Source organism: Streptomyces sp. NBC_00252 (assembly GCF_036187565.1).
Lineage (GTDB): Bacteria > Actinomycetota > Actinomycetes > Streptomycetales > Streptomycetaceae > Streptomyces.
Window position 1 is genome coordinate 9620123 of the sequence record NZ_CP108087.1, and the last position, 22482, is coordinate 9642604.

Genomic DNA, 22482 nt, shown 5'->3' on the forward strand with positions numbered 1-22482 from the left:
GGCCGTAGCGGGGTTTCCGGAAGGGGGAGTTGTGGCGTGGCGGAGTGAGGAGTTCGGGGAGTCCCACGAGGGCATCGTGGGAGCGGTCCTCGCCGACGGCAGTGAGCCGAAGCCGGTCTATCTCGAGGTGGGCAGCGGGAGTTGCGGCTTCGAGACACGTGAGTGGTGGGCGTACAACGGCTGGCTCGGCCGGCCGAAAGCGACCGGACGGCGCGCGTCCTGCGCGTGCGGCTGGCGCGGGGTGAACCATCCCATCGACTGGGAGCAGGTCGACGACCACGACCTCGACGACCTGGACACCTCCGACGCGTACGACGACTGGTGGGAACACATCCATGCCGTCGAGCGGCGCACGATCCCGCTGCCCGAGGAACTCTCCGCTCTGCTGGAGCAGTTGGAGGAGAGCCTCGACGCGCTCGCCGAGACCGCGCCGGTCGCCGCGCTGAAGGCGGTGGCATTGCTGGAGCGCATGGCGGGGCGCGTCGGCAAGGAGGCCGCGTACGGAGTGCAGGCCGACGACGTGTCCGGCGAGGCCCTGGGCAAGGCGCTCGGAGTGAGCGTGGACAGCGCGCAGGAGCGGCTCGACCGGCATCTGCACGCGTCCCACTGACGGTGCCCGTGATGGACAGCTGCCACGGCTGCCGGGATGGGCCGTGCCCGCGGTGCCGCGCCGCCGTGGCACCCCGGGCCCGTGCCAGACTGGACGTACCGTTCACCCCCGTACCCGCACTTCACCGAGGTTGTCCGTGACCAAGTCCCCGGCCCGAGTCCCCCAGCGCAGCAACGCGCGCTCCAACCGGGAACGCATCCTGGCCACGGCCCGCCGGGAACTCGGCCGGAACCCCGACATCACGCTGGAAGAACTCGCGCGCGCCTCCGGGGTCGTACGACGCACCCTGTTCGGGCACTTCCCCGGCCGGGAGGCGTTGCTGGAGGCGCTGGCCGAGGAGGCGTCGGAGGCGTTGCGGGCCGCGCTGCCCGCCGAGCCGGAGCCGCCCGGTGCCGGGGCGGAGTCGGCCGAGCGGTCGTACGCGCGGTTCGTGCTGTCGATGTGGACCGTGGGCGACCGCTACCGGCTGCTCCTGGCGCTGGCCCGGCGCGATCTGGGCGTGGAGCGCGTCACCGAGATCCTGTCACCGGCGCGCGGCGCGGCGGCGACCATCCTGGACCGGGGCCAGCGCGAGGGCGTCTTCCACACCCAGCTGTCGGCCGCCGTGCTCAGCGCCGGACTCGAAGCCATGTCGATCGCCCTGCTCGAAGAGGTCAACTCCGGGGCGCTGGAGGACGACGGCACCCATGCGGCGGTCGCCTCGCTGATCGCGGCCGGTGTGCCGGAGAAGCAGGCGCGGATCGTGGTGGACGAGGTCGCGCCGTCGGCCCGGGCGGCTGCGGACGACTGAGCATCAGGCGTCGCTGTACGACGAGCCGGTCCGTGCCGTGTCGTCGGCGCGGAAGGTGACCGACTCGCCCGACAGCCGGGCACTGAGTCCGCTGTCCGTCGCGGTGATCGAGCGCAGGCCGAGGCCCTGAGGGATGTTCCGGAGCTGGATCGGCCGAGCGAAGGCCCCGCTGAGTGCCGCGCGCCCCAGTTCGGGCAGCGGACCGCCCGTGACCTGGAAGTCCTTGAAGGCGATGCGGTTGCCGGGGAGCACCGAGACCGTCGTCGTCACCGTGATGTCGCCGGTGGGCAGCGGGACCGTCGCGCGGACCTGGTCGGGGCGGCTGCCCCGGGTGATCGTCGGGCCCAGGGTGGCGGAGAGGTCCGGGTAGGACAGCAGGGCGGTCGCCTCCGCCGAGTGGGCCCGTGCCTCCGAGTCGTCGTCGGACTTCCTCAAGTCCGTTAGCCGCAAGGACAGTTCACTCAACGGCAGCAGGCCGGTGGTGTCGCTCGCCGGTATGTCGTGCGCGGTGATGTCCACGTGCCGCAGGGTGCCCGAGGCCAGCTGTGTCAGCACGGGGAAGCCCCGCACATGGACCTCCGGCGCCGAGGGCGTGTGCATGCCCGCCTGGAACGCCGTGGCCGTACGGGACTCGACCCGCGCCGTCGCGAGGCGGTCGGCGGCGACGGGCACGAGCAGCAGCGCGAGCAGGGAGCCGACGGCGATGACGACCGGTCGGCGGCTCCTCCGGGGCGGGTCGTGCGCGTCCAGGGGCTCGTAGGACTCGTACATCTCGTGAGGCTCGTACATGGGTCTCTTTCTTCGGGGTGGTCGCAGGTGGCGGACCGTGCCGGCCGGGTGATCGCATCGGCATAGTTGCACATCGGTGGGCAATAAAATAGTCTGCACATCAGTGAGCAATTAATGCTGTCTAGGAGTCTCCGATGCCGCTCGTCGCCACCACACCCGTCGACAAGATGACCGGGCCGTACGCACGGCGCTGGTCCGCCCTGATCGTGCTCTGCCTGAGCCTGTTGATCGTGGTCATGGCGAACACCTCGCTGATCGTCGCCGCCCCCGACATGACCACCGACCTGGGCCTGAGCAGCAGCGATCTGCAGTGGGTCATCGACGGCTACACCGTCCCGTACGCCGCGCTGATGCTCGTGCTGGGCGCGATCGGTGACAAGTACAGCCGGCGCGGCGCGCTCCTCACCGGGCTGGTGATCTTCGCCGGGGGATCGGTGATGGGGAGCCTGGTCCACGAGACCGGGCTGGTCATCGCGGCCCGCGCGGTCATGGGTGTGGGCGCTGCGGTGGTCATGCCGGCCACGCTGTCCCTGCTGGTCGCGATCTTCCCGAAGCGTGAGCGGGCGCGGGCCATCACGGCCTGGACCGCGACCTCGGGTCTCGCCATCGCCATCGGCCCGCTGGTCGCGGGCTGGCTGCTGGAGGACCACGCCTGGGGCTCCACGTTCCTGATCAACGTCCCCATCGCACTCCTCGCCGTGGTCGGCGCCCTGGTCCTCGTGCCGCCGTCCAGGGCGGAGGGGATGGGCCGCATCGACTACACGGGCGGTCTGCTCTCGATCGTCTCGGTCGGCAGCCTCGTCTACGCGCTCATCGAGGGCCCGCACTTCGGCTGGGACGCCGGTCCGGTCGTCGCGGCCGTCGTCGCCGCTGTCGGTCTGCCGGCCTTCGTGGCCTGGGAGTTGCGCCACCCGCACCCCATGCTCGACGTTCGCAAGTTCGCCCAGCGCGCCTTCAGCGGCTCGATGCTGGCGGTCCTGTTCTTCTTCTTCGGCACCTACGGCGCGATCTACTACGCCACCCAGTTCCTGCAGTTCGTCCTCGGCTACAGCGCGCTGGAGACCGGCGTACGACTGCTGCCGCTGGCCGGTGCCGTGTCCCTCGGCGCCGTCGTCACCGGGCGGCTGACGCCCAAGCTGGGTGTGAAGCCGATGGTGGTGACCGGCATGGCGATCGGCACCGTGGGCGTCTTCCTGCTCACCCTCGTCGACAAGTCCTCCACCTACACCGACTTCCTGCCGATGCTGCTGCTCCTCGGCTTCGCGATCGGGCTCAGCGTCTCCCCGGCCACGGACACGATCATGGGCTCGTTCCCGGAGAGCGAACTCGGCGTCGGCGGCGGCGCCAACGACACCGCGCTGGAACTCGGCGGCTCCCTCGGCATCGCCATCCTCGGCTCGCTGCTGGGCACCACCTACAAGGACAAGCTGACCGACCTGGCCGGCGGCCACCTCCCCGCCGCGGCCCTGGACACCGCGAAGGACTCGGTCGGCGGCGGCCTGGCGGTCGCCCAGCAGATCGCGAAGACGCCCTCCGCCGGACCGCAGCAGGCGCAGGCCCTGGTCGACGCCGTGCACGAGGCCTTCGCCCACGGGGTCGCGCGGACCAGCCTCGTCGGAGGGATCATCATGGCGGTCGGCACCCTGATCGTCCTCGCGGTCCTGCCCGGCCGCCGCGCCACCCCCGAGCCCGGCCCGCAGGCGACGGACACCAGCCGCGACCAGGAGCACGCCGGCTCCGTGTAGAACTCCCGCGCGGTGCCGGCGCAGGCGGCCGGGTGAGCGGCGTGCGCCGGGGGCGCACGCCGGCCGGTCGGATCATCGTGGATAAACTGGAACAGTTCCGCCTCGGCGCCCGCTCCCTCGCCCGCTCGGAGAACACCGTCCCCGCGACGAGCGGCGCCGGAATCCCCGGCGACTGAATGTCTCTGCCCGCTCGCGGGCAGCCGTCCAGGGGTGCCCGGTCGGATGCCGTTCCCGCCCACCTGACGGAGACCGACGGTCCTGCCTGTGAACACCCCGGACGCCACCGCCCCCCTCGCCGAACCGACCTCCCGCCGCAGCCGGCGCTGGCTGCGGCCCGTGGTGATCACGGTCCTGCTCGCGCTGTTCGGCACCGAACTGGTCCTGGGCTGGCCCTCGTTGGCCTCCGCCCTGTCCCAGCTGCGCGCGCCCCGGCTGAACTGGTTCGCCGTCGCGCTCGTCGCCGAGGTGGCCGCCATGGGCTGCTACGCGCGCATGCAGCGCCGGCTGCTGCGCTCGGCGGGGGTGATCGTGCCGATCCAGAAGCACGTCGCCCTCGCCTACGCCGCCCACTCGCTCAGCGTCACCCTGCCCGGCGGGCCCGCCTTCTCCACGCACTTCAACTACCAGCAGATGCGCCGCTTCGGGGCCACGCCTGCCATCGCCTCCTGGTGCATCGCGCTCTCCGGCATCCTCTCGGCGGCCGCCCTGGCCGTCGTCACCGCGATCTCCGCGCTCGTCTCCGACGGCAGCCTGCAGTGGCACAGCCTCGTCACCCTCGGCCTGGCCGTGATCCTGCTGACGGTCGGCATCCGGCGCATCACCCGCCACCCCGAGAAGGTCGAACCGGCCACCCGCGCCGCGCTGGCCCGGGTCAACCGGCTGCGGCACGTGCCCGAGACCCAGGGCCTCGACCGTATCCGCGGCTTTGTCGAGCAGCTCCGCACCGCCCGGCTCGAACCCCGGCACGCCGTCGCCGCCGCCGTGTTCGCCGTACTCAACTGGCTCCTCGACGCGGGCTGCCTGTGGCTGTGCTTCCACGCCGTCAGCGACACCCGGATCAGCAGCGCCCAACTGCTGCTCGCCTTCTGCGCGGGCATGGCCGCCGGGACTCTCACGATCATCCCCGGCGGCCTCGGCCTCATCGACAGCGCGCTGATCCTCGGGCTGGTCACGGGCGGTGTCGCCACCAGCACCGCGATCGCCACGGTCGTGCTGTACCGGATCATCAGCTTCGGGTTCATCATCGGCGTCGGCTGGATAACGTGGCTGGTCATCCGTCGCCACAACCGCCGGGAACCCGCGCTCTAGCGGGCCGCTCCTCAGGCCCGCGCGCCGCCGTCGACCCGCAGGACCGTGCCGGTCACGAAGGACGCGCGGTCGCTGAGCAGCCAGGCCGCCGCCTGCGCGATCTCGTCGGGGTCCGCCGCCCGGCGCAGCGGGGTGTGCGCCGTGAGCCGCTCCTGGAGGCCGGGGGACTCCGCCTCCCAGGCCTGGATCATCTCGGTGAGGGTGTTGCCGGGGGCGATGGCGTTGACGCGGATGCCCTCGGGGCCGTAGGTGACGGCGGCCGACTCGGTGAGGCTGTTGACCGCGCGCTTCATCGCGCCGTAGGCGGGCAGCTCGGGGTTGCCCATCAGACTGCCGACCGAGGAGTTGTTGACGATGGCGCCGGTCCTGGCGGTGGCGCGGATGGCGGCGACTTGGGCGACCATGGCGAGCCAGACGCCCTTGAGGTTCACGTCGTAGACGTGGTCGAACTCGTCCTCCGCCAACTCGTCCATCGGGCCCGGGCGTTGGATCGTGGCGCCGTTGTTGAAGGCCACGTCGAGGCGGCCGTACAGGTCCACGGCGCGGTCGACGGCGACGCGGACACTCGTCGCGTCGGCCAGGTCGCAGACGACGTAGTCGGCGGTGCCGCCCGCCTCGCGGATCTCCTCGGTGACCGCCTTCAGCTGGGCCTCCGTGCGGGCCGCGAGCAGTACCTGAGCGCCTTCCCGGGCGAACAGCCGCGCCGCCGCCGCGCCGATGCCGCGCCCGGCGCCGGTGACGAAGGCGACCTTGCCGGACAGCAGGCCGAGGGAGGGGGAAGTGGGTGTGTTGGTCATGGCACCGAGCCTCCGCCGACCGGTGATGCCGATCCAGGCACCGGCAGTACCTGGATCCGCGCGTCGCCGTCCGTCCACACTGGGGGAGTGGACCGACGAGAACTTGGCGACTTCCTGCGCAGCAGACGTGAGCGGATCACCCCCGCCGAGGTGGGGCTGCCCGCGGGACCGCGCCGCCGTACCCCGGGGCTGCGCCGCGAGGAGGCCGCGCAGCTGGCGTTCATCTCGACCGAGTACTACACCCGGCTCGAGCAGGCACGCGGCCCGCACCCGTCGCGCGAGGTACTGGCCGGGCTGGCCCGCGCCCTGCGGCTGACGGACACCGAGCGCGACCACCTCCACCACCTCGCGGGCGTACCGCCGGGCCCGCCGCCCGGTCCCTCGCGCGAGGTCCGGCAGAGCCTCCTCGACCTGGTGCACCGGCTGCCGCAGGCCGCCGCCTTCGTGGTGTCCGCGACGTACGAGGTGATCGCCTGGAACGATCTCGCCGCCGCCCTCATGGAGGACTTCTCGGCCCTGCCGAGGCGCGACCGCAACCTGGTGCGCCGCGTCTTCCTCGGACCGCACCAGCCGGGACGGCGGCTGTACGGCGTGTCCGACGCCGACGGCTTCGCCCGGCTCGCCGCCCACGACCTGCGCGCCACCGCCGCCCGCTACCCCGACGACCCGGAGGTGACCGGGCTGGTGGCCGAACTCCTCGCCGGCAGCGAGGAGTTCACCGCACTGTGGAACTCCCACGACGTGGCCGCCGCACCCACCTTCCGCAAGACCTTCCAGCATCCGATGGTCGGCCCGGTCACCGTCAACTGCGACGTCCTCGACATCGCCGACCGCGACCAGCGGGTCGTGATCTACACGACCGTCCCCGGCTCACCCTCCGAGAGCGCCCTGCGGCTGCTGTCCGTCATCGGCACCCAGACAATGGACATCAGCCCCTGACGCGGGTCAGCCCTCGGCACGGGCGACGAGGTCCAGCGCGATGTCGGTGATCATGTCCTCCTGACCGCCGACCATGGCCCGCCGCCCCGCCTCGACCAGGATGCTGCGCGTGTCGAGTCCGTAGCGCTCGGCCGCCGCCTCGGCGTGGCGCAGGAAACTGGAGTACACGCCCGCGTAGCCGAGGCTGAGCGTCTCGCGGTCCACCCGCACCTCGCGGTCCTGCAGCGGTCGTACGAGATCGTCGGCCGCGTCCATGAGGGGGAACAGGTCGCAGCCGTGCTGCCGGCCCATCAGGTCGGCGACCGCGACGAACGCCTCCAGCGGACAGTTGCCCGCACCCGCGCCCTGGCCCGCGAGGGAGGCGTCGACGCGTACGGCCCCGCCCTCCACCGCGACGACCGTGTTGGCCACGCCGAGTGCGAGGTTGTGGTGGGCGTGGATGCCCAACTCGGTCTCCGGGGCGAGGACTTCGCGGTAGGCGCGGAAGCGGTCCCGGACCCCGTCCATCGTCAACCGGCCCCCGGAGTCGGTGACATAGACGCAGTGCGCGCCGTACGACTCCATCAGCTTGGCCTGGCGGGCGAGTTCGGCGGGATCGGCCATGTGGGACATCATCAGGAACCCGGCGACGTCCATGCCCAACTCCCGCGCGGCGGCGATGTGCTGGGCGGAGATGTCGGCCTCGGTGCAGTGCGTGGCGACCCGCACCGAGCGGATGCCGAGTGCGTGGGCCTGCTCGAGGTCGTGGACGGTGCCGATGCCGGGCAGCAACAGGGTGGTGGGGACGGCCCGTTGTACGGCGTCGGTGACGGCCTCGATCCACTCCCAGTCGGTGTGGGCGCCGACGCCGTAGGTGATGCTGGACCCGGACAGTCCGTCGCCGTGCGCGATCTCGATGGCCGCGACTCCGGCGCTGTCGAGGGCGGCGGCGATCGCGCGGGCCTGGCCGACGGTGTAGCGGTGCCGTACGGCGTGCATGCCGTCCCGCAGGGTGACGTCCTGGACGTAGAGGGACGGGGTCACTTCGCTGCCTCCTCGCGGCTGCGGCCGGCCATGCGTTCCGCGGTGCGCAGCGCGGCCGAGGTCATGATGTCGAGGTTCCCCGCGTAGGCGGGGAGGTAGTGGGCGGCGCCCTCGACCTCCAGGAACACCGACACCTTCAGCAGCTCGCCCGCGCCCGGCGCGAGGGTGCGCAGCGGGTCGTCGGCGGCCACCGTGTCGTACTGCACCTTCTGCTTGAGCCGGTAGCCGGGCACGTACGCCTGGACGCGGCCGACCATCTCCTCGACGGACGCGGTGACGGCCTCGGTCGCGCAGTCGGAGACCAGGCAGTGCACGGTGTCCCGCATGATCAGCGGGGGTTCGGCCGGGTTGAGGACGATGATCGCCTTGCCGCGAGCGGCGCCGCCGACCTGCTCGACGGCGGAGGACGTGGTCTCGGTGAACTCGTCGATGTTCGCGCGGGTGCCCGGTCCGGCCGAGCGGGAGGCGATGGACGCGACGATCTCGCCGTAGTGGACCGGTGAGACCGCGCCCACGGCGGCGACGACCGGGATCGTGGCCTGGCCGCCGCAGGTGACCATGTTGACGTTCGGGGCGTCGAGGTGGTCGTCGCCGTTGACCGGCGGGACGACGTACGGGCCCAGCGCGGCCGGGGTGAGGTCGACGAGCGTGCGGCCCAGGGGCCGTAGGACCTCCTCGTGGTGGCGGTGGGCGCCCGCGGAGGTCGCGTCGAAGACGATGTCGACCTCGGCGAACTCGTCAAGTTTGACGAGTCCTTCGACGCCCTCGTGGGTCGTGGCGACCTTGAGGCGGCGGGCGCGGGCGAGGCCGTCGGAGTCCGGGTCGATGCCGGCCAGGGCGGCGATCTCCAGGGCCTCCGAGAGGCGCAGGACCTTGATGAGGAGGTCGGTGCCTATGTTGCCGGAGCCGATGATGGCGACCTTCGTGGTCACTTGCCGGTCCCTTCCGTGGTGGGCGCGGCTGCTTCCGCGGTGTCCTTCGCGAAGCGGACCCGTACGGAGCCCAGGTCCGAGATGCGGGCCTCGAAGGCGTCGCCCGGTGCGGCCGGGGACATCGGGCCCAGGGCGCCGGTCAGCACGAGGTCGCCCGCGCGCAGCGGGTCACCGCGCTCGGCGAGGGCCGAGGCCAGCCAGACGGCGGCGGTGAGGGGGCTGCCGAGACAGTCGGCGCCGGTGCCCTCGGAGACGGTCTCGCCGCCCCGGGTCATGGTCATCGTGACCGTGCGCAGGTCCACGGCGGTCAGCGGGACGGGCGTGGCGCCCAGGACGTACAGACCGCAGGACGCGTTGTCGGCGACGGTGTCGACGAGGGAGATCTCCCAGTTCCGCACCCGGCTGTCGACGATCTCCAGCGCGGGCAGCGCGAAGTCCACCGCGCGCAGCACGTCGACGACCGTGCACTCCCGCTCCGGCAGATCCCGGCCGAGGACCAGCGCGACCTCGGCCTCCACCTTCGGCTGGAGCAGCCGGCCCACGGGCACCTCACCCCCGTCCGGCACCGCCATGTCCGCGAACAGGGCGCCGAAGTCCGGCTGGTCCACGCCCAGTTGATGCTGTACGGCCGGGGAGGTCAGGCCGATCTTGCGGCCGACGACACGGCGGCCGGCGGCCACACCGCGCCGCACGTTCAGTTGCTGCACGGCGTAGGCGGTCGCCAGATCGGGGACGTCGAGCAGGTCGCGCACCGGCGGGCAGGCGACCCCGGTACGGGTGGCCTCCGCCAGCAGGTCGGCGGCCTTGACCACGGCCGGGGACACGGTGTCCGGACGGGCGCCGTCGGGCACGGTGGGCACGGGTTACCTCCGGGGGCGATGCGGGACTGGGGGAACGGTGCGGGTTCGGGGGGAGTGGTGCGGGTGCACGTCCCGGTATAGACAACATCCCCGCGAAGGGACAATGTTTGTTCCGTGACACGGAACAACGCGAGCGGCAGCATGCTGGAGAAGGCCGCGCTCATCCTGGACTGTTTCAGTCCGAGCGGCGGACCGTACCGCCTGTCGGAACTTTCCGAGCTCGCCGGACTGCCCAAGCCCACCGTCCACCGGCTGGCCGCCGACCTCGTCCGGCTGGGCTGGCTGGAACGCTCGGGCCCCCGCTACCTGCTCGGCGCGAAGCTGTTCGAGCTGGGGTCGCTGGTGCCGCATCGGCGCGATCTGCGCGAGACAGCCCTGCCCTTCCTCCAGGACCTCTTCGAGGCCACCCGCGAGACCATCCACCTCGGCGTCCGCGAGGGCATGGAGGTGGTCTACCTCGAACGCATCCACGGCCACGAGGCGTTGCGGCTTCCGTCGCGCATCGGCGGTAGTCTCCCCCTCACCTGCACGGCCGTCGGGAAGGCTCTACTCGCCTTCTCCGGCGCCGAGTTGACGGATGAGGTACTGTCCCACCCGCTGCCGAGCCTCACCCCGCACTCGATCACCGACCCGGCCCGGCTGCGCATGACCCTGGAGAAGATCCAGGTCTCCGGGCTCGCCTACGAGGAGCAGGAGGCGGCCCTGGAGGTGAGTTGCATCGCGGCCCCGGTGTTCGCCGGCGACACCGCCGTCGCCGCGCTCTCGGTCGCCGTACCGCGCAGCCGCTTCCGCCCCGCCCAACTCGCCCCGGCCGTACGGACGGCGGCGCTCGGACTGTCCCGCGTCCTGCGCGGCGGCGGAACCACCAGGCCCCCACTGTCCGGGCACTGAACCCGACCGTACACTGACAAGTCACGGTAACGGGGGCATTGTTGATCGGGGGGAGAAGCATGTCCGGGGATCAGTACGGGTCTGTCCAGGGGTTCGTCGTGCCGCCGATGCCGTCGTCCCCACCACCCGCGCCGCCCGACCGACTCAGATCGGTGGCGGTCGGCCTCCTCAACCTCAGTGGTCTCGGGCTCGGTTACGCCCTGATGCGCCGCTGGCTGCTCATGGCCGTGTGCTGGGTGGCGACCATCGTGCTCCTCCTGGTGGCCCTGCCCGCCGACCCGGACGGCGTCTCGGGCGTCCTGGTCGCCCTGTACGTCGTCTTCCTCGTACTGGCCGCCGTCCACGGCGCGTTGACCGGCCTGCGCACGCGCCTGGCCTGGCCCGCGCCCATGGCCGTCGCGGTCCTGCTGGGCCTGGTCCTGCTCGCCGTACCGGCCGGGGGAGTCGTCCTCTACGACGACGCCCGCGACGAGGCGACTCAGCAGATGCTGCTCGACCGACTCGACAAGGCGGACCAACTCGTCGCCGATTCGGGGCGGTTGTCGTTCTCGGCGGCCGAACCGCACTACCGCCAGGCGCTGGTGGTCTACGACGACCTCAGCACCGACCACTCCGGTTCACGGGCGGCCGATCGCGTGCCCGACCGGATGAAGACGTTCTACACGACCGTCGCCGGCGCCTACGCGCAGAAGAACTACTGCGACGCGATACCCCAGTTGAAGTACCTGCGGACCGTCCCCGGCACCATCGACAAGAAGGAACTGGGCACGCTGACCACCTGGCCGGACGACCGGCTGGCCACCTCGCTGTACGAGTGCGCGTCCACCGGGCTGGCCGCCCAGGGCGCCGACTGGCCGGGGAACTTCGGTGATCTGCTGACCCTGTTCCCGGACTCGCCCCAGGCGAAGCAGGTCGAACCCGCCGTCAAGTCGGCCGTGGACAAGGCGGTCGCGGGGGTGCGCGGCAGCCAACCCTGCACAGCCGTCCAGCAGTTGACGTCTCTCGCCGGGCAGATCGACACCCTCCAGGGCCAGCAGGCGGGGTCCGCCGACGCGCTCGGCGCGGACGCGCGACAGGCGAGCAGTCACGCGGACTCCGGTGCCTACCAGTGCGGTGTCTTCCAGTACAAGGGCGGCGACTTCGACTCGGCGCTCAGCACGATGAACGACTTCGTGAAGAAGAACACCCACGACAAGAACCGGGCCCGCGCCAAGAAGATCGCCATCGCCGCCGAGGTGGCGAAGACGGTCCCGGCCGCGGGCAAGAAGCTGCCGACGACCGCGTCCGGCGGCAGCATCTCCGTCACGGTCAAGAACGACAGCCCGGACGACATCACCGTCCTGTACACCGGCCCGGTCACCGGCAGCTTCACCCTGAAGGGCTGCGGGAGCTGCACGTCGTACTCCCTCACCACCACGCTGCTGAAGGGGTTCAAGCCGTGCAGTTCCGGCAAGAGCTACCCGCAGAAGACGATCAGTCTGCCGACCGGGACGACGTACTTCGTGCACCGTCCCGACAGCTCCACCGCGACGCCGGCCTCGGACACGGCCACGCTCAGGTCGGGCTACATCTACACGGAATGCGCGTACAGCACGGGTGCGTTCGGCACCGGATGACCGTACGGAGATGGTGAGTTGAGGGCGGCGGGCGTCCCGGCACCTCGGTGTCGGGACGCCCGCCTCTCGCTGTTCAGAGCAGGGTCGGTGCGTGGAAGGTGCCGAGGCCGGTGGTCAAGTCGCGGTCGAGCCAGTAGCGGCGGGGTTCGGCGAGCATCACCGCGACGCTGACACCGAGGAGGCCGGGGATGCCGGCCAGTTCGTTGTCGACGAACAGGGCGAGGGCGGAGCGGTCGGCGACCAGGCCGGTGGCGAGGACGGACATGTCGCTGGCGACGTGGGCGGCGAGCCGGGTCTGGGGCAACTGGTCGATACGGCGCATCACTTCGGGGGTCGCGCCCGGCGCCACCCGCAGCCGGAGGATGAACGGGGTCTGGAAGCCCAGCCACTCCGACACGGTCTCCAGCCGCGGCTTGACCCAGCCCTCGTCCAGCACCCGGCGGACCACGCGGTGCGCGGTGGACGTGGCCAGGTCGGCGGCCCGGGCGATGCTCGCGGCGGACGCCCGGCTGTCCTGGAGCAGTTGGCCCACGACGCCACGCTCCGCCTCGCTGAGCGGCTTCGCCGGGGGCGTCGCGGTCGCGGTCCCCTCGGGGCGGGAGCCGGTGAGCTTGAGCAGGTCGGCGCGCTCGGTGTCGGTGAGGAAGCGGGGGTCCCAGGTGATGCCCCGGCGCAGGGTGCTGAGCGCGGGCATGGCGTTCACGCGGCGGACTCCGGGCACCGAGAACATCCGGTCGATCGCCTCGCTGGTGGCCGCCTCGGACGGGGCGTGCACGACGGCGTAGAGCGGGTAGTCGCCCGAGATCTGCGCCAGCAGCTGGAGATGCGGCAGGTCGCGGAGCCGGTGGAGGACGGCGAGCGGGGACTCGCCGGTGATGTCCAGGAAGACGTGGACCGGCATCGCCGTGGAGTGGATGCCCCAGTCGGCCTGCCCGATCACGCGCACCATGCGTGCCTCGTGCAGGCGGTCGTAACGGCGTTTGAGTGTGCTGGCGTCGGCGGCCAGGATCTCGCCGATGTCGTCCCAGGTGGCCCGGGGCGCCACATGCAGCGCGCCGATGAGGCGCCGGTCGAGCTCGTCGAGGAGAGGACGGGTCATAGGGCCTCACTCTAAGGTGCTGTTTAATCCCACTGTTACTTCCAAGTTATAGAGAATCTCTCATCTGGATGCCATTGTTCGCAGGAACATCCCCCCACCGCGCCAAGAGGTACCGATGAGTGTCACCTCCGCCCCACCTCGGACCCCGTCCACCGAGCCGCAGTCGAGAGCACTGCGCGTCGCGTTCCGCGGCCTGACGGCGATCGAGAAGGTCGGCAACCGACTCCCCAACCCCTTCTGGCTGTTCTGGATCCTCGCGGGAGTCGTCGCCGTCCTCAGCGCCGTCCTGTCCGCGACCGGCCTCACCGCCCTGCATCCCGGCACGCACGAGACCATCAAGGTGCAGAACCTGCTCAGCAAGGACGGCCTCACCATGGCCGTCGAGGGAGCCGTCGACAACTACGCGGCCTTCCCGCCGCTGGCCACCATCCTCACCGTGATGTTCGGCATCGCCGTGGCCGAGAAGAGCGGACTCTTCTCCGCCCTGCTGCGCCGCATGGTCGCGCGGGTGCCGGGCCGGTACCTCACCTTCGTTCTGTCGATGACGGCCATGGTCAGCCATGTCGCAGGCGACGCCGCCTATGTCACCCTCATCCCGCTGGGCGCCCTGGGCTTCCGCGCGGCCGGCCGCAGCCCCGTCCTCGGCTGCGTCGTCGCCTACGTCTCGATCGCCGCCGGGTACGATGCCTCCCCGTCGCTCACCACCACCGACGTCCTGCTCTCCGGGATCACCACGGCCGCCGCCCACACCATCGACACGCACTACGTCGTCACCCCGGTCGCCAACTACTTCTTCGGGCTGGGCTCGTCCGTCCTGGTCGCGCTGGTGATCACCCTCGTCGTCGACAAGGTCCTCGCCCGCCGCTCCGACCTCGAACCCGACGAGCCGGTCGCCACGCCCGACGCCGAGGAACTTGCGGAGATCGAGGTCACCGACCGGCAGCGGCGCGCCCTGCGCACCACCGGCCTGGTCGCCGTCGGCTTCCTCGTGTTCCTGGCGGCGGCGATGATCCCGTCCTCCTCACCCCTGCGCGGCGAGGGCGGCGGCATCGTCAACTCCCCGCTGATCGGCGGCATGGCACTCGTCCTCGGCGTGTTCTTCGCCGTGCTCGGCACCGTCTACGGCCGCATGACCGGCACCTTCACCGCCGCCCGCGACACCATCGGCGCGATGGCCGACGGCACCCGCTCGATGGCGCCGATCCTCGTCCTGTTCTTCGCGATCGCCCAGTTCCTGGCCTACTTCAAGTGGACGAACATCGGCGACATCCTCGCCGTCAAAGGCGCTGAGACCCTGCGGGACCTGCACCTGAACGGCTGGACGGTGCTCGTCGGCATCGCCGTGCTGATCACCTTCATGAACCTCGTCATCACCAGCGGCTCCGCCCTGTGGGCCCTGGCCGCACCGGTGCTCGTCCCCATGCTGATGCTCATCGGCATCGAGCCCGAGACCACCCAGGCCGTCTACCGCGTCGCCGACTCCGTCACCAACTGCATCACCCCCATGAGCCCCTACTTCGTCATGGCCCTGGGCTTCATCCAGCAGTACCGCAAGTCCGCCGGCATCGGCACCCTTGCCTCCTTCACGCTCCCGATCGCCGCCGTCGTGTGGGTGGTCTGGGTCGCGTTCTTCGTCGCCTGGTACCTGCTGGGCATCCCACTCGGCATCGGCTGACCCCGTCCCGAGCGACCCCGTCCGTTCGTCCGCGCGAGAAAGCAGATGATGACCGCCTCACCCGCACCCGCCACTCTCACCGCCCGCGCCCAGGACGCCTCTTCGCGAATCGTCGAGGACATCCTGACACTGGTCCGCCATGAGACCGGCAGCTACGACCTCCCCGGCCTCGCGACCGGCCTCGACCTCCTGCGCGAGCTGACCGTCCAGCGCCTCGGCCGCCCCGACCACGAGCGGCGCCACCCCGGCGGCGCGTGCGGCGACACCCTCGCCCTGACCTACGACGGCACCGGCGCCGGACACGTCGCACTCGTCGGGCACTACGACACCGTATGGCCGACCGGCACCCTCGCCGGATGGGAGCAACCCGAGCCGACCGAGGACGGGCGGGAGAGGCTGGGCGGGCCCGGCATCTTCGACATGAAGACCGGCCTGGCGCAAGGGATTTGGGCGCTGAAGCTGGCCCGCGAGACCGGCGCGCCGCTGCCCACCGTCACCTTCCTCTTCAACGGCGACGAGGAGATCGGGTCCCTCTCCTCGCGGCCGGTGATCGAGGAGCTCGCGCAGCGGGCCGACGTCACGCTGGTCCTGGAACCGAGTGCCCACGGCGCGGTGAAGACCGCCCGCAAGGGCACCGGGATCTTCCAGGTCACGGCCACCGGCGTCGAGTCCCACGCGGGGCTTGCGCCGCAGGACGGGGCGAGTGCGATCACCGCGCTGTCCGAGTTCGTGGTGGCCGCCGCGAAGGTCGCCGCGCCGGACAGGGGGACCACGATCAACACCGGGCTGTTCAAGGGCGGTTCGGCCATCAACGTCGTCGCCGGGCAGGCCACCGCCGGGGTCGACATCCGGGTCAGCAGCGCGGCCGAACAGGCCCGCGTGGACGAGGAGTTCGACGCCATCGAGGTCAGCGACCCGCGCGTCCGCATCGACATCGACCACGCCTGGAACCGGCCCCCGATGATCCTCAACACTGCCTCCGCCCCACTGCTCGACCTGGCCCGCGAGGTCGCCCGCGACCAGGGCCGAGGCCACCTCCCCGACACCGCCGTCGGCGGCGCCAGCGACGCCAACTTCGTCGCCGCCCTCGGCCTGCCGGTGCTGTGCGGCATGGGTGCGGTGGGCGACGGGGCGCATGCGCAGGGGGAGTTCATCTACGTCGATACGGTGCCGGGTCAGACGGCGTTGGTCGCGGGGTTGCTGGGGAGGCTGACGGAGCCGCTGCGAGGCTGACCGGGTCGCGCTGGTCGGCAGGGTTGTCGGGGCGGCTCGTGGAACTACTGCCGGGGTGACAGGGACGGCGGATGCCCCGCGTGGTGCCGGGCCGGGACGGGATGTTCGGCGGGTTGTCGGGGCGACTCGCGGAACTGCTGCCGGGTGACAGGGGTGGGCGGGATGCCCCGTGTGGTGCCGGGCGGCACGCGATGCTCGCGGGGTTGGCGGAGCGACTCGCGGAACCGCTGCCGGGTGACAGGGATGGGCGGGATGCCCCGCGTGGTGCCGGGCGGCACGCGATGCTCGCCGAGCTGCAGGCACGACTCGCGGAAGTGCCGCGCCGCTGGGCCCCGGTGATCCGCCCGCACCGGACACCCGCGACCGACCGGCCGGAACAACCCAACGCCCGCAGGGTGGGGCGGGTGCGGCGGCGGACCCCCGGCCAGGGACAATCGGTGCCATGACGGACGGTACGGACGGTAGGGGCGACTCCGCGAGCCGCTTGGCCAGGATCGAGCGGCTGCTGGAGGACGGCGGGCGCGATGTCGTGCCCGCGTGGCGCCGGGTGACGCGCGGGGAGACCCGGTGGGCGGTGTCCGCCGTGATCCTGGTGGCGTTCGCCCTGCAGCTGATGCTGCCGCACCGGCTCGCCTTTCAGCCGTACTGGCTGCTGCCCGCCCTCGAACTCGCCCTGATGGTCGGCCTGTTCGTCGCCAATCCCCGGCGGATCGAACCCGGCACACGGTGGCTGCGCTGGCCGAGCCTGGTCCTGACGGGCGTGATCAGCCTGGCCAACAGCTGGTCGGCGGCCCGGCTGGTGGTGGGTCTGGTCAGGGGCACCGAGGGGCTGGATGCCGGGCCGCTGCTGCTGACCGGCGGTGCCATCTGGCTGACCAATGTCATCGTGTTCGCCCTCTGGTACTGGGAGTGGGACCGCGGCGGGCCGATGGCCCGGGTCATGGGACACCACCAGTACGCCGACTTCCTCTTCGTCCAGATGCAGAGCCCCGAGACCGCGCCGCCGGACTGGGAGCCGGTGTTCCTCGACTACCTGTACCTGTCCTTCACCAACTCCACCGCCTTCAGCCCGACCGACGTGATGCCGCTCTCGCGCTGGGCCAAGATGCTGATGATGAGTCAGTCCACGGTGTCCGTGTCGATCGTCGTCCTGGTGGTCGCGCGGGCGGTCAACATCCTTTGACAGCAAGGGAGTCGGGCGCACTTCGCCACGCTCCCGACAACGGACGACGACGCCGAGCACGCCTCTCTCAAGGCCCACTCGACGCCGCAGCCCGTGCCCTACTGATCCCGCCGGATCAGCAGGAGCCCTCGTCCTGCCACGGGCCCCACTGGGAGGCACCGGGCACCTCGTTCTGGGTCCACCACTTGGCGACCCAGTTGTGGTTGCCGTACGACACCTCGTTGCCCTGCGTGTAGACGGCCGTGGAACTCCACGCCGTCTTGCACGTGCCCGGGGTGGGCGTCGGGGTCGGGGTCGGAGTCGGCGTGGGTGTCCCGGTCGGCGGGGTCACGCCCGCGAACTGGACCGAGTACTTGGCGAAGTCCCACGGGTTCTGCGCCACGCTGGAGCAGGTCCCGGACGTCGTACCGCCGTTGTCGACCGGGCTGCACTGCCGGTCGCGGTTGAGCGACCAGAACGTGAAGCGGTCCATGTTGTGGCTGGTGGCGTAGTTCAGGACGGTCTGGAAGTCCGCCTGCGTGAAGTACTCGCCGGTGTCGCTGCGGCCGTTCATGCCCGAGAAGCCCTCGTGGGCGTAGGCGGTCGCCTGGCTCCAGCCGAACGTGGACTGCAGGATGGAGTTGAAGTTGGTGAGCGCGCTGGTCTGCGAGGCCGCGCCGTTGAAGCCGCCGTCGAACGGCATGATGGAGAAGTTGTTCGGCGTGAAGCCCTGCGACTTCGCCTCCAGCAGCATCTGCTTGCCGAACCAGCCGGTGCCGTCCGCCGTGCCGGCCGTGGTGACCGAGACGTACAGGCCCGGGTTGTTGGTCTGGAGGATCTTGGCCGCGCCGATCTCGTTGTGGATGGCCGCGGTGTTCTCGTACTCCGGCTCCTCCAGGTCGAAGTCGATCGCATGCAGTCCGTACTTGGTGATCACCTGCTGGTACGCCGCCGCCGTCGAGGCCGGGTCGGCGCAGGCCTGGCCGAGCTTGGTGCCGCCGTAGCCGCCGATGGAGACGGAGACGTCGCCGCCCTTGGCGCGGATCGTGTTGATGACCGACTGGACGGCGGTGTCCGAGGAGACCGGTGAGGTGCCGCCCCAGGTGGGGGAGCAGCCGCCGCCGTTGGGGGCGAGGACGAAGGCGAGCTGGAAGGCCTTGAGGCCGGTGGCGTCCATGATGGCGCCCGCGTCCGGCGGGTTGTTGTCCGTCGGCATCAGATAGGGGGCCGCGGCGTACCAGCGGTTGCTCAGCGCGGTGGCCGCGTTGGTCGCGCCCTGGGCGTTGGTCGCGACCAGTGCGGTCGTGCCCGCGGCGGCGGTCGTCACGGCGGCCGCCGCGACCAGACATGCGCGAAGACGTGTCACGTTGTGCCTCCGGTGGGGATGGGGGAGGCGCCCAGCTTCTTGCGCTGTCGCGATCACGTCAATGGATTGGACTGGACCAAAGTGCACTTTGGACTAGACCATACGATTTCTTTACCGTCGGCCCGGCGGAGCGCTCGGCGCGACACGTTTGCGACTAGTGTCCCGGCTCACATGGCGTTACAGGGGCGACGCCGACACCATGGTGCACGTCATCGGCAGGCTGAAGGGATCGGGAATGTTCCGCAAGGTGCTGGTCGCCAACCGTGGAGAGATCGCGATCAGGGCGTTCCGCGCCGGCTATGAGCTGGGCGCGCGAACGGTCGCGGTCTTCCCTCACGAGGACCGCAATTCGCTGCACCGGCTCAAGGCCGACGAGGCCTACGAGATCGGCGAGCCCGGTCATCCGGTCCGCGCGTATCTCTCGGTCGAGGAGATCGTCCGCGCGGCCCAGCGGGCGGGAGCGGACGCGGTCTATCCGGGCTACGGGTTCCTCTCCGAGAACCCCGAACTCGCCCGCGCCTGCGAGGAGGCGGGCATCACCTTCGTCGGTCCCAGTGCCCACATCCTGGAGATGACCGGCAACAAGGCGACGGCCATCGCCGCCGCCCGCGCGGCCGGCGTACCGGTGCTCGGCTCCTCGGCACCCTCCACCGACGTCGACGAACTGGTCCGCGCCGCCGAGGAGATCGGCTTCCCGGTGTTCGTGAAGGCGGTCGCCGGAGGCGGCGGGCGCGGGATGCGCCGTGTCGAGGACCCGGCCACCCTGCGCGAGTCCATCGAGGCCGCCGCCCGCGAGGCCATGTCCGCGTTCGGCGACGCCACGGTCTTCCTGGAGAAGGCCGTCGTGGACCCCCGGCACATCGAGGTGCAGATCCTCGCCGACGGCGAGGGTAACGTCATCCACCTCTTCGAGCGCGACTGCTCGCTGCAACGCCGGCACCAGAAGGTCGTCGAGCTGGCCCCCGCGCCCAACCTCGACCCCGCACTGCGCGACCAGATCTGCGCGGACGCGGTCCGCTTCGCCCGCGAGATCGGCTACCGCAACGCGGGCACCGTCGAGTTCCTCCTCGACCCGGCCGGCAACCACGTCTTCATCGAGATGAACCCGCGCATCCAGGTCGAGCACACGGTCACCGAGGAGGTCACCGACGTCGACCTCGTCCAGGCGCAGTTGCGGATCGCCTCGGGGGAGACCCTCGCCGACCTGGGCCTCTCACAGGAGACGGTCACCCTGCACGGCGCGGCACTCCAGTGCCGTATCACCACCGAGGACCCCGCCAACGGCTTCCGCCCGGACACCGGCCGGATCAGCGCCTACCGTTCGCCCGGCGGCTCCGGCATCCGGCTCGACGGCGGAACCACCCACGCGGGTACGGAGATCAGCGCGCACTTCGACTCCATGCTGGTCAAACTCACCTGCCGGGGCCGGGACTTCACCACCGCCGTCAACCGCGCCAGGCGCGCCGTCGCCGAGTTCCGCATCCGCGGTGTGGCCACCAACATCCCCTTCCTGCAAGCGGTGCTGGACGATCCGGACTTCCAGGCCGGGCGCATCACCACCTCGTTCATCGAGCAGCGTCCGCACCTGCTGACGGCCCGTCACTCCGCCGACCGCGGCACCAAGTTGCTCACCTACCTCGCCGACGTCACGGTCAACAAGCCGCACGGCGAACGCCCCGACCTGATCGACCCCACCACCAAGCTGCCGACGGTCCCGAACACCGAACCCCCGGCCGGTTCACGGCAGTTGCTCGCCGAACTCGGCCCCGAGGGCTTCGCCCGGCACCTGCGCGAGTCACCCACGATCGGCGTCACCGACACCACCTTCCGCGACGCCCACCAGTCGCTGCTGGCCACCCGCGTCCGCACCAAGGACCTCCTCGCGGTCGCCCCGGTCGTCGCCCACACCGTGCCCCAACTCCTCTCCCTGGAGTGCTGGGGCGGCGCCACCTACGACGTCGCGCTGCGCTTCCTCGCCGAAGACCCCTGGGACCGGCTGGCAGCCCTGCGCAAGGCCGTCCCCAACATCTGCCTCCAGATGCTGCTGCGCGGCCGCAACACCGTCGGCTACACGCCGTACCCGACCCAGGTCACCGACGCCTTCGTCCAGGAGGCCGCCGCCACCGGCATCGACATCTTCCGCATCTTCGACGCGCTCAACGACGTCGGCCAGATGCGCCCGGCCATCGACGCCGTACGCGCCACCGGAACGTCGATCGCCGAGGTCGCCCTCTGCTACACCTCGGACCTGTCCGACCCCAACGAGCGCCTGTACACGCTGGATTACTACCTCCGGCTCGCGGAACAGATCGTCGAGGCGGGCGCCCACGTCCTCGCGGTGAAGGACATGGCGGGCCTGCTGCGCGCACCCGCCGCCGCGACCCTCGTGTCCGCCCTCCGCCGCGAGTTCGGCCTGCCGGTCCACCTGCACACGCACGACACGGCGGGCGGCCAGCTCGCCACCTACCTCGCCGCGATCCAGGCCGGCGCGGACGCCGTCGACGGCGCGGTGGCCTCCATGGCGGGTACGACCTCGCAGCCGTCCCTGTCCGCGATCGTCGCCGCGACCGACTACTCCGACCGCCCCACCGGCCTCGACCTCCAGGCCATCGGCGACCTGGAGCCGTACTGGGAGAGCGTCCGCAAGATCTACGCCCCCTTCGAGGCGGGCCTCGCCTCACCCACCGGCCGCGTCTACCACCACGAGATCCCCGGCGGTCAGCTCTCCAACCTGCGCACCCAGGCCATCGCGCTCGGCCTCGGCGACCGCTTCGAGGACATCGAGGCGATGTACGCCGCCGCCGACCGCATCCTCGGCCACCTGGTGAAGGTCACCCCGTCGTCGAAGGTCGTCGGCGACCTCGCCCTGCACCTGGTCGGCGCCGGAGTGAGCCCCGCCGACTTCGAGGAGTCCCCCGACCGGTACGACATCCCGGACTCCGTGATCGGCTTCCTGCGCGGCGAGTTGGGCACCCCGCCCGGCGGCTGGCCCGAGCCGTTCCGCACCAAGGCGCTCCAGGGCCGCGCCGACCCCAAGCCCGTCCAGGACCTCAGCCCCGAGGACCGCACGGCCCTCGACAAGGACCGCCGCGCCACCCTCAACCGCCTGCTCTTCCCCGGCCCGACCCGCGAGTTCGAGAACCACCGCCAGACCTACGGCGACACCAGCGTCCTCGACAGCAAGGACTTCTTCTACGGCATCCGGCCCGGCAAGGAGTACACGGTCGACCTGGAGCCCGGTGTCCGTCTCCTCATCGAGCTGGAGGCCGTCGGCGAGGCCGACGAACGCGGGCTGCGCACGGTGATGTCCGCCCTGAACGGCCAGATCCGGCCGATCCAGGTGCGGGACACCTCCGCCGCCTCCGACGTCCCCGTCACCGAGAAGGCCGACCGTGGCAACTCCGGCCATGTGGCCGCCCCCTTCGCGGGCGTGGTCACCCTCGCGGTCGAGGAGGGCGACGAGGTGGAGGCAGGGGCCACCGTCGCCACCATCGAGGCGATGAAGATGGAGGCGTCGATCACCGCGCCCAAGTCCGGCCGGGTCTCCCGCCTCGCCATCAACCGCATCCAGCAGGTGGAGGGCGGCGACCTGCTCGTCGAGCTGCGGTAGCCATTACGGCGGCGGACGGTCCGATCCGGTGACCGGA

At 71.2% G+C, this 22482-nt stretch carries 18 protein-coding genes; 11 read left to right on the forward strand and 7 right to left on the reverse strand.

Annotated elements, in window-relative coordinates; all coding sequences use genetic code 11:
- Positions 1–31 precede the first annotated feature (31 nt).
- Together OHT77_RS42880 and OHT77_RS42885 are read left to right on the forward strand one after the other, a co-directional pair.
- A complete protein-coding gene (locus OHT77_RS42880; RefSeq protein WP_328833786.1) occupies positions 32–610 on the forward strand; it encodes a hypothetical protein in 579 nt (192 codons plus the stop codon).
- Between the two features lie 136 nt (positions 611–746).
- Positions 747–1400: a TetR family transcriptional regulator gene (locus tag OHT77_RS42885; protein ID WP_328833787.1), complete on the forward strand. Its 654-nt coding sequence runs from the start codon at positions 747–749 to the stop codon at positions 1398–1400.
- 3 nt (positions 1401–1403) lie between these two features.
- Here OHT77_RS42885 and OHT77_RS42890 read toward each other — a convergent pair whose 3' ends face one another.
- Positions 1404–2189, reverse strand: coding sequence for an LmeA family phospholipid-binding protein (locus tag OHT77_RS42890; protein WP_328833788.1), 786 nt, complete (start codon positions 2187–2189; stop codon positions 1404–1406).
- A gap of 134 nt (positions 2190–2323) precedes the next feature.
- Here OHT77_RS42890 and OHT77_RS42895 point away from each other — a divergent pair, with 134 nt between their 5' ends.
- Together OHT77_RS42895 and OHT77_RS42905 are read left to right on the forward strand one after the other, a co-directional pair.
- Positions 2324–3934 (forward strand): MFS transporter, encoded by a 1611-nt coding sequence (locus OHT77_RS42895; RefSeq protein ID WP_328833789.1) that lies wholly within the window; start codon positions 2324–2326, stop codon positions 3932–3934.
- A gap of 264 nt (positions 3935–4198) precedes the next feature.
- Entirely contained in the window at positions 4199–5242 is a 1044-nt protein-coding gene (locus tag OHT77_RS42905; protein WP_328833790.1) for a lysylphosphatidylglycerol synthase transmembrane domain-containing protein, read from the forward strand.
- An 11-nt stretch (positions 5243–5253) separates the two neighbouring features.
- On the opposite strand, the gene OHT77_RS42910 is transcribed toward OHT77_RS42905, so the two are convergent.
- Positions 5254–6039, reverse strand: a complete 786-nt coding sequence (locus tag OHT77_RS42910; protein ID WP_328833791.1) for an SDR family NAD(P)-dependent oxidoreductase — start codon at positions 6037–6039, stop codon at positions 5254–5256.
- 87 nt (positions 6040–6126) lie between these two features.
- Between OHT77_RS42910 and OHT77_RS42915 the strand changes: the two genes are divergently transcribed.
- Positions 6127–6978 (forward strand): helix-turn-helix transcriptional regulator, encoded by an 852-nt coding sequence (locus OHT77_RS42915; protein WP_328833792.1) that lies wholly within the window; start codon positions 6127–6129, stop codon positions 6976–6978.
- Positions 6979–6984: 6 nt separating this feature from the next.
- On the opposite strand, the gene dmpG is transcribed toward OHT77_RS42915, so the two are convergent.
- Genes dmpG through mhpD form a run of 3 tightly spaced genes read right to left on the reverse strand, consistent with a single transcriptional unit; the run spans position 6985 to position 9793 of the window.
- Positions 6985–8001, reverse strand: coding sequence for a 4-hydroxy-2-oxovalerate aldolase (gene dmpG, locus OHT77_RS42920; protein WP_443048186.1), 1017 nt, complete (start codon positions 7999–8001; stop codon positions 6985–6987).
- Positions 7998–8933: an acetaldehyde dehydrogenase (acetylating) gene (locus OHT77_RS42925; protein ID WP_328833793.1), complete on the reverse strand. Its 936-nt coding sequence runs from the start codon at positions 8931–8933 to the stop codon at positions 7998–8000. Before OHT77_RS42925 ends, dmpG begins: the two co-directional genes overlap by 4 nt.
- Positions 8930–9793: a 2-keto-4-pentenoate hydratase gene (gene mhpD / locus OHT77_RS42930; RefSeq protein ID WP_328833794.1), complete on the reverse strand. Its 864-nt coding sequence runs from the start codon at positions 9791–9793 to the stop codon at positions 8930–8932. Before mhpD ends, OHT77_RS42925 begins: the two co-directional genes overlap by 4 nt.
- Positions 9794–9934: 141 nt before the next feature.
- Here mhpD and OHT77_RS42935 point away from each other — a divergent pair, with 141 nt between their 5' ends.
- Positions 9935–10684, forward strand: a complete 750-nt coding sequence (locus OHT77_RS42935) for an IclR family transcriptional regulator (protein WP_328834492.1) — start codon at positions 9935–9937, stop codon at positions 10682–10684.
- A 59-nt stretch (positions 10685–10743) separates the two neighbouring features.
- Positions 10744–12300, forward strand: a complete 1557-nt coding sequence (locus tag OHT77_RS42940; RefSeq protein ID WP_328833795.1) for a hypothetical protein — start codon at positions 10744–10746, stop codon at positions 12298–12300.
- 73 nt (positions 12301–12373) lie between these two features.
- Here OHT77_RS42940 and OHT77_RS42945 read toward each other — a convergent pair whose 3' ends face one another.
- On the reverse strand, positions 12374–13399 hold the full coding sequence (locus tag OHT77_RS42945; RefSeq protein WP_328833796.1) for an Lrp/AsnC family transcriptional regulator: 1026 nt from the start codon (positions 13397–13399) through the stop codon (positions 12374–12376).
- A gap of 115 nt (positions 13400–13514) precedes the next feature.
- On the opposite strand from OHT77_RS42945, the gene OHT77_RS42950 reads away from it, so the two are divergent.
- The 3 genes from OHT77_RS42950 to OHT77_RS42960 all read left to right on the forward strand — a co-directional run bounded on the left by OHT77_RS42950 (position 13515) and on the right by OHT77_RS42960 (position 17490).
- Positions 13515–15074, forward strand: a complete 1560-nt coding sequence (locus OHT77_RS42950; RefSeq protein ID WP_328833797.1) for an AbgT family transporter — start codon at positions 13515–13517, stop codon at positions 15072–15074.
- Between the two features lie 48 nt (positions 15075–15122).
- A complete protein-coding gene (locus OHT77_RS42955) occupies positions 15123–16307 on the forward strand; it encodes a M20 family metallopeptidase (protein ID WP_328833798.1) in 1185 nt (394 codons plus the stop codon).
- A 442-nt stretch (positions 16308–16749) separates the two neighbouring features.
- Entirely contained in the window at positions 16750–17490 is a 741-nt protein-coding gene (locus tag OHT77_RS42960; protein WP_328833799.1) for a hypothetical protein, read from the forward strand.
- A 115-nt stretch (positions 17491–17605) separates the two neighbouring features.
- On the opposite strand, the gene OHT77_RS42965 is transcribed toward OHT77_RS42960, so the two are convergent.
- Complete coding sequence (locus OHT77_RS42965; RefSeq protein ID WP_328833800.1) at positions 17606–18835, reverse strand: chitinase; 1230 nt, start codon at positions 18833–18835, stop codon at positions 17606–17608.
- 235 nt (positions 18836–19070) lie between these two features.
- Between OHT77_RS42965 and OHT77_RS42970 the strand changes: the two genes are divergently transcribed.
- The gene (locus OHT77_RS42970) at positions 19071–22445 is read left to right on the forward strand and encodes a pyruvate carboxylase (protein ID WP_328833801.1); all 3375 of its coding nucleotides are present in this window, start codon (positions 19071–19073) and stop codon (positions 22443–22445) included.
- The last annotated feature ends 37 nt before the right edge of the window (positions 22446–22482 follow it).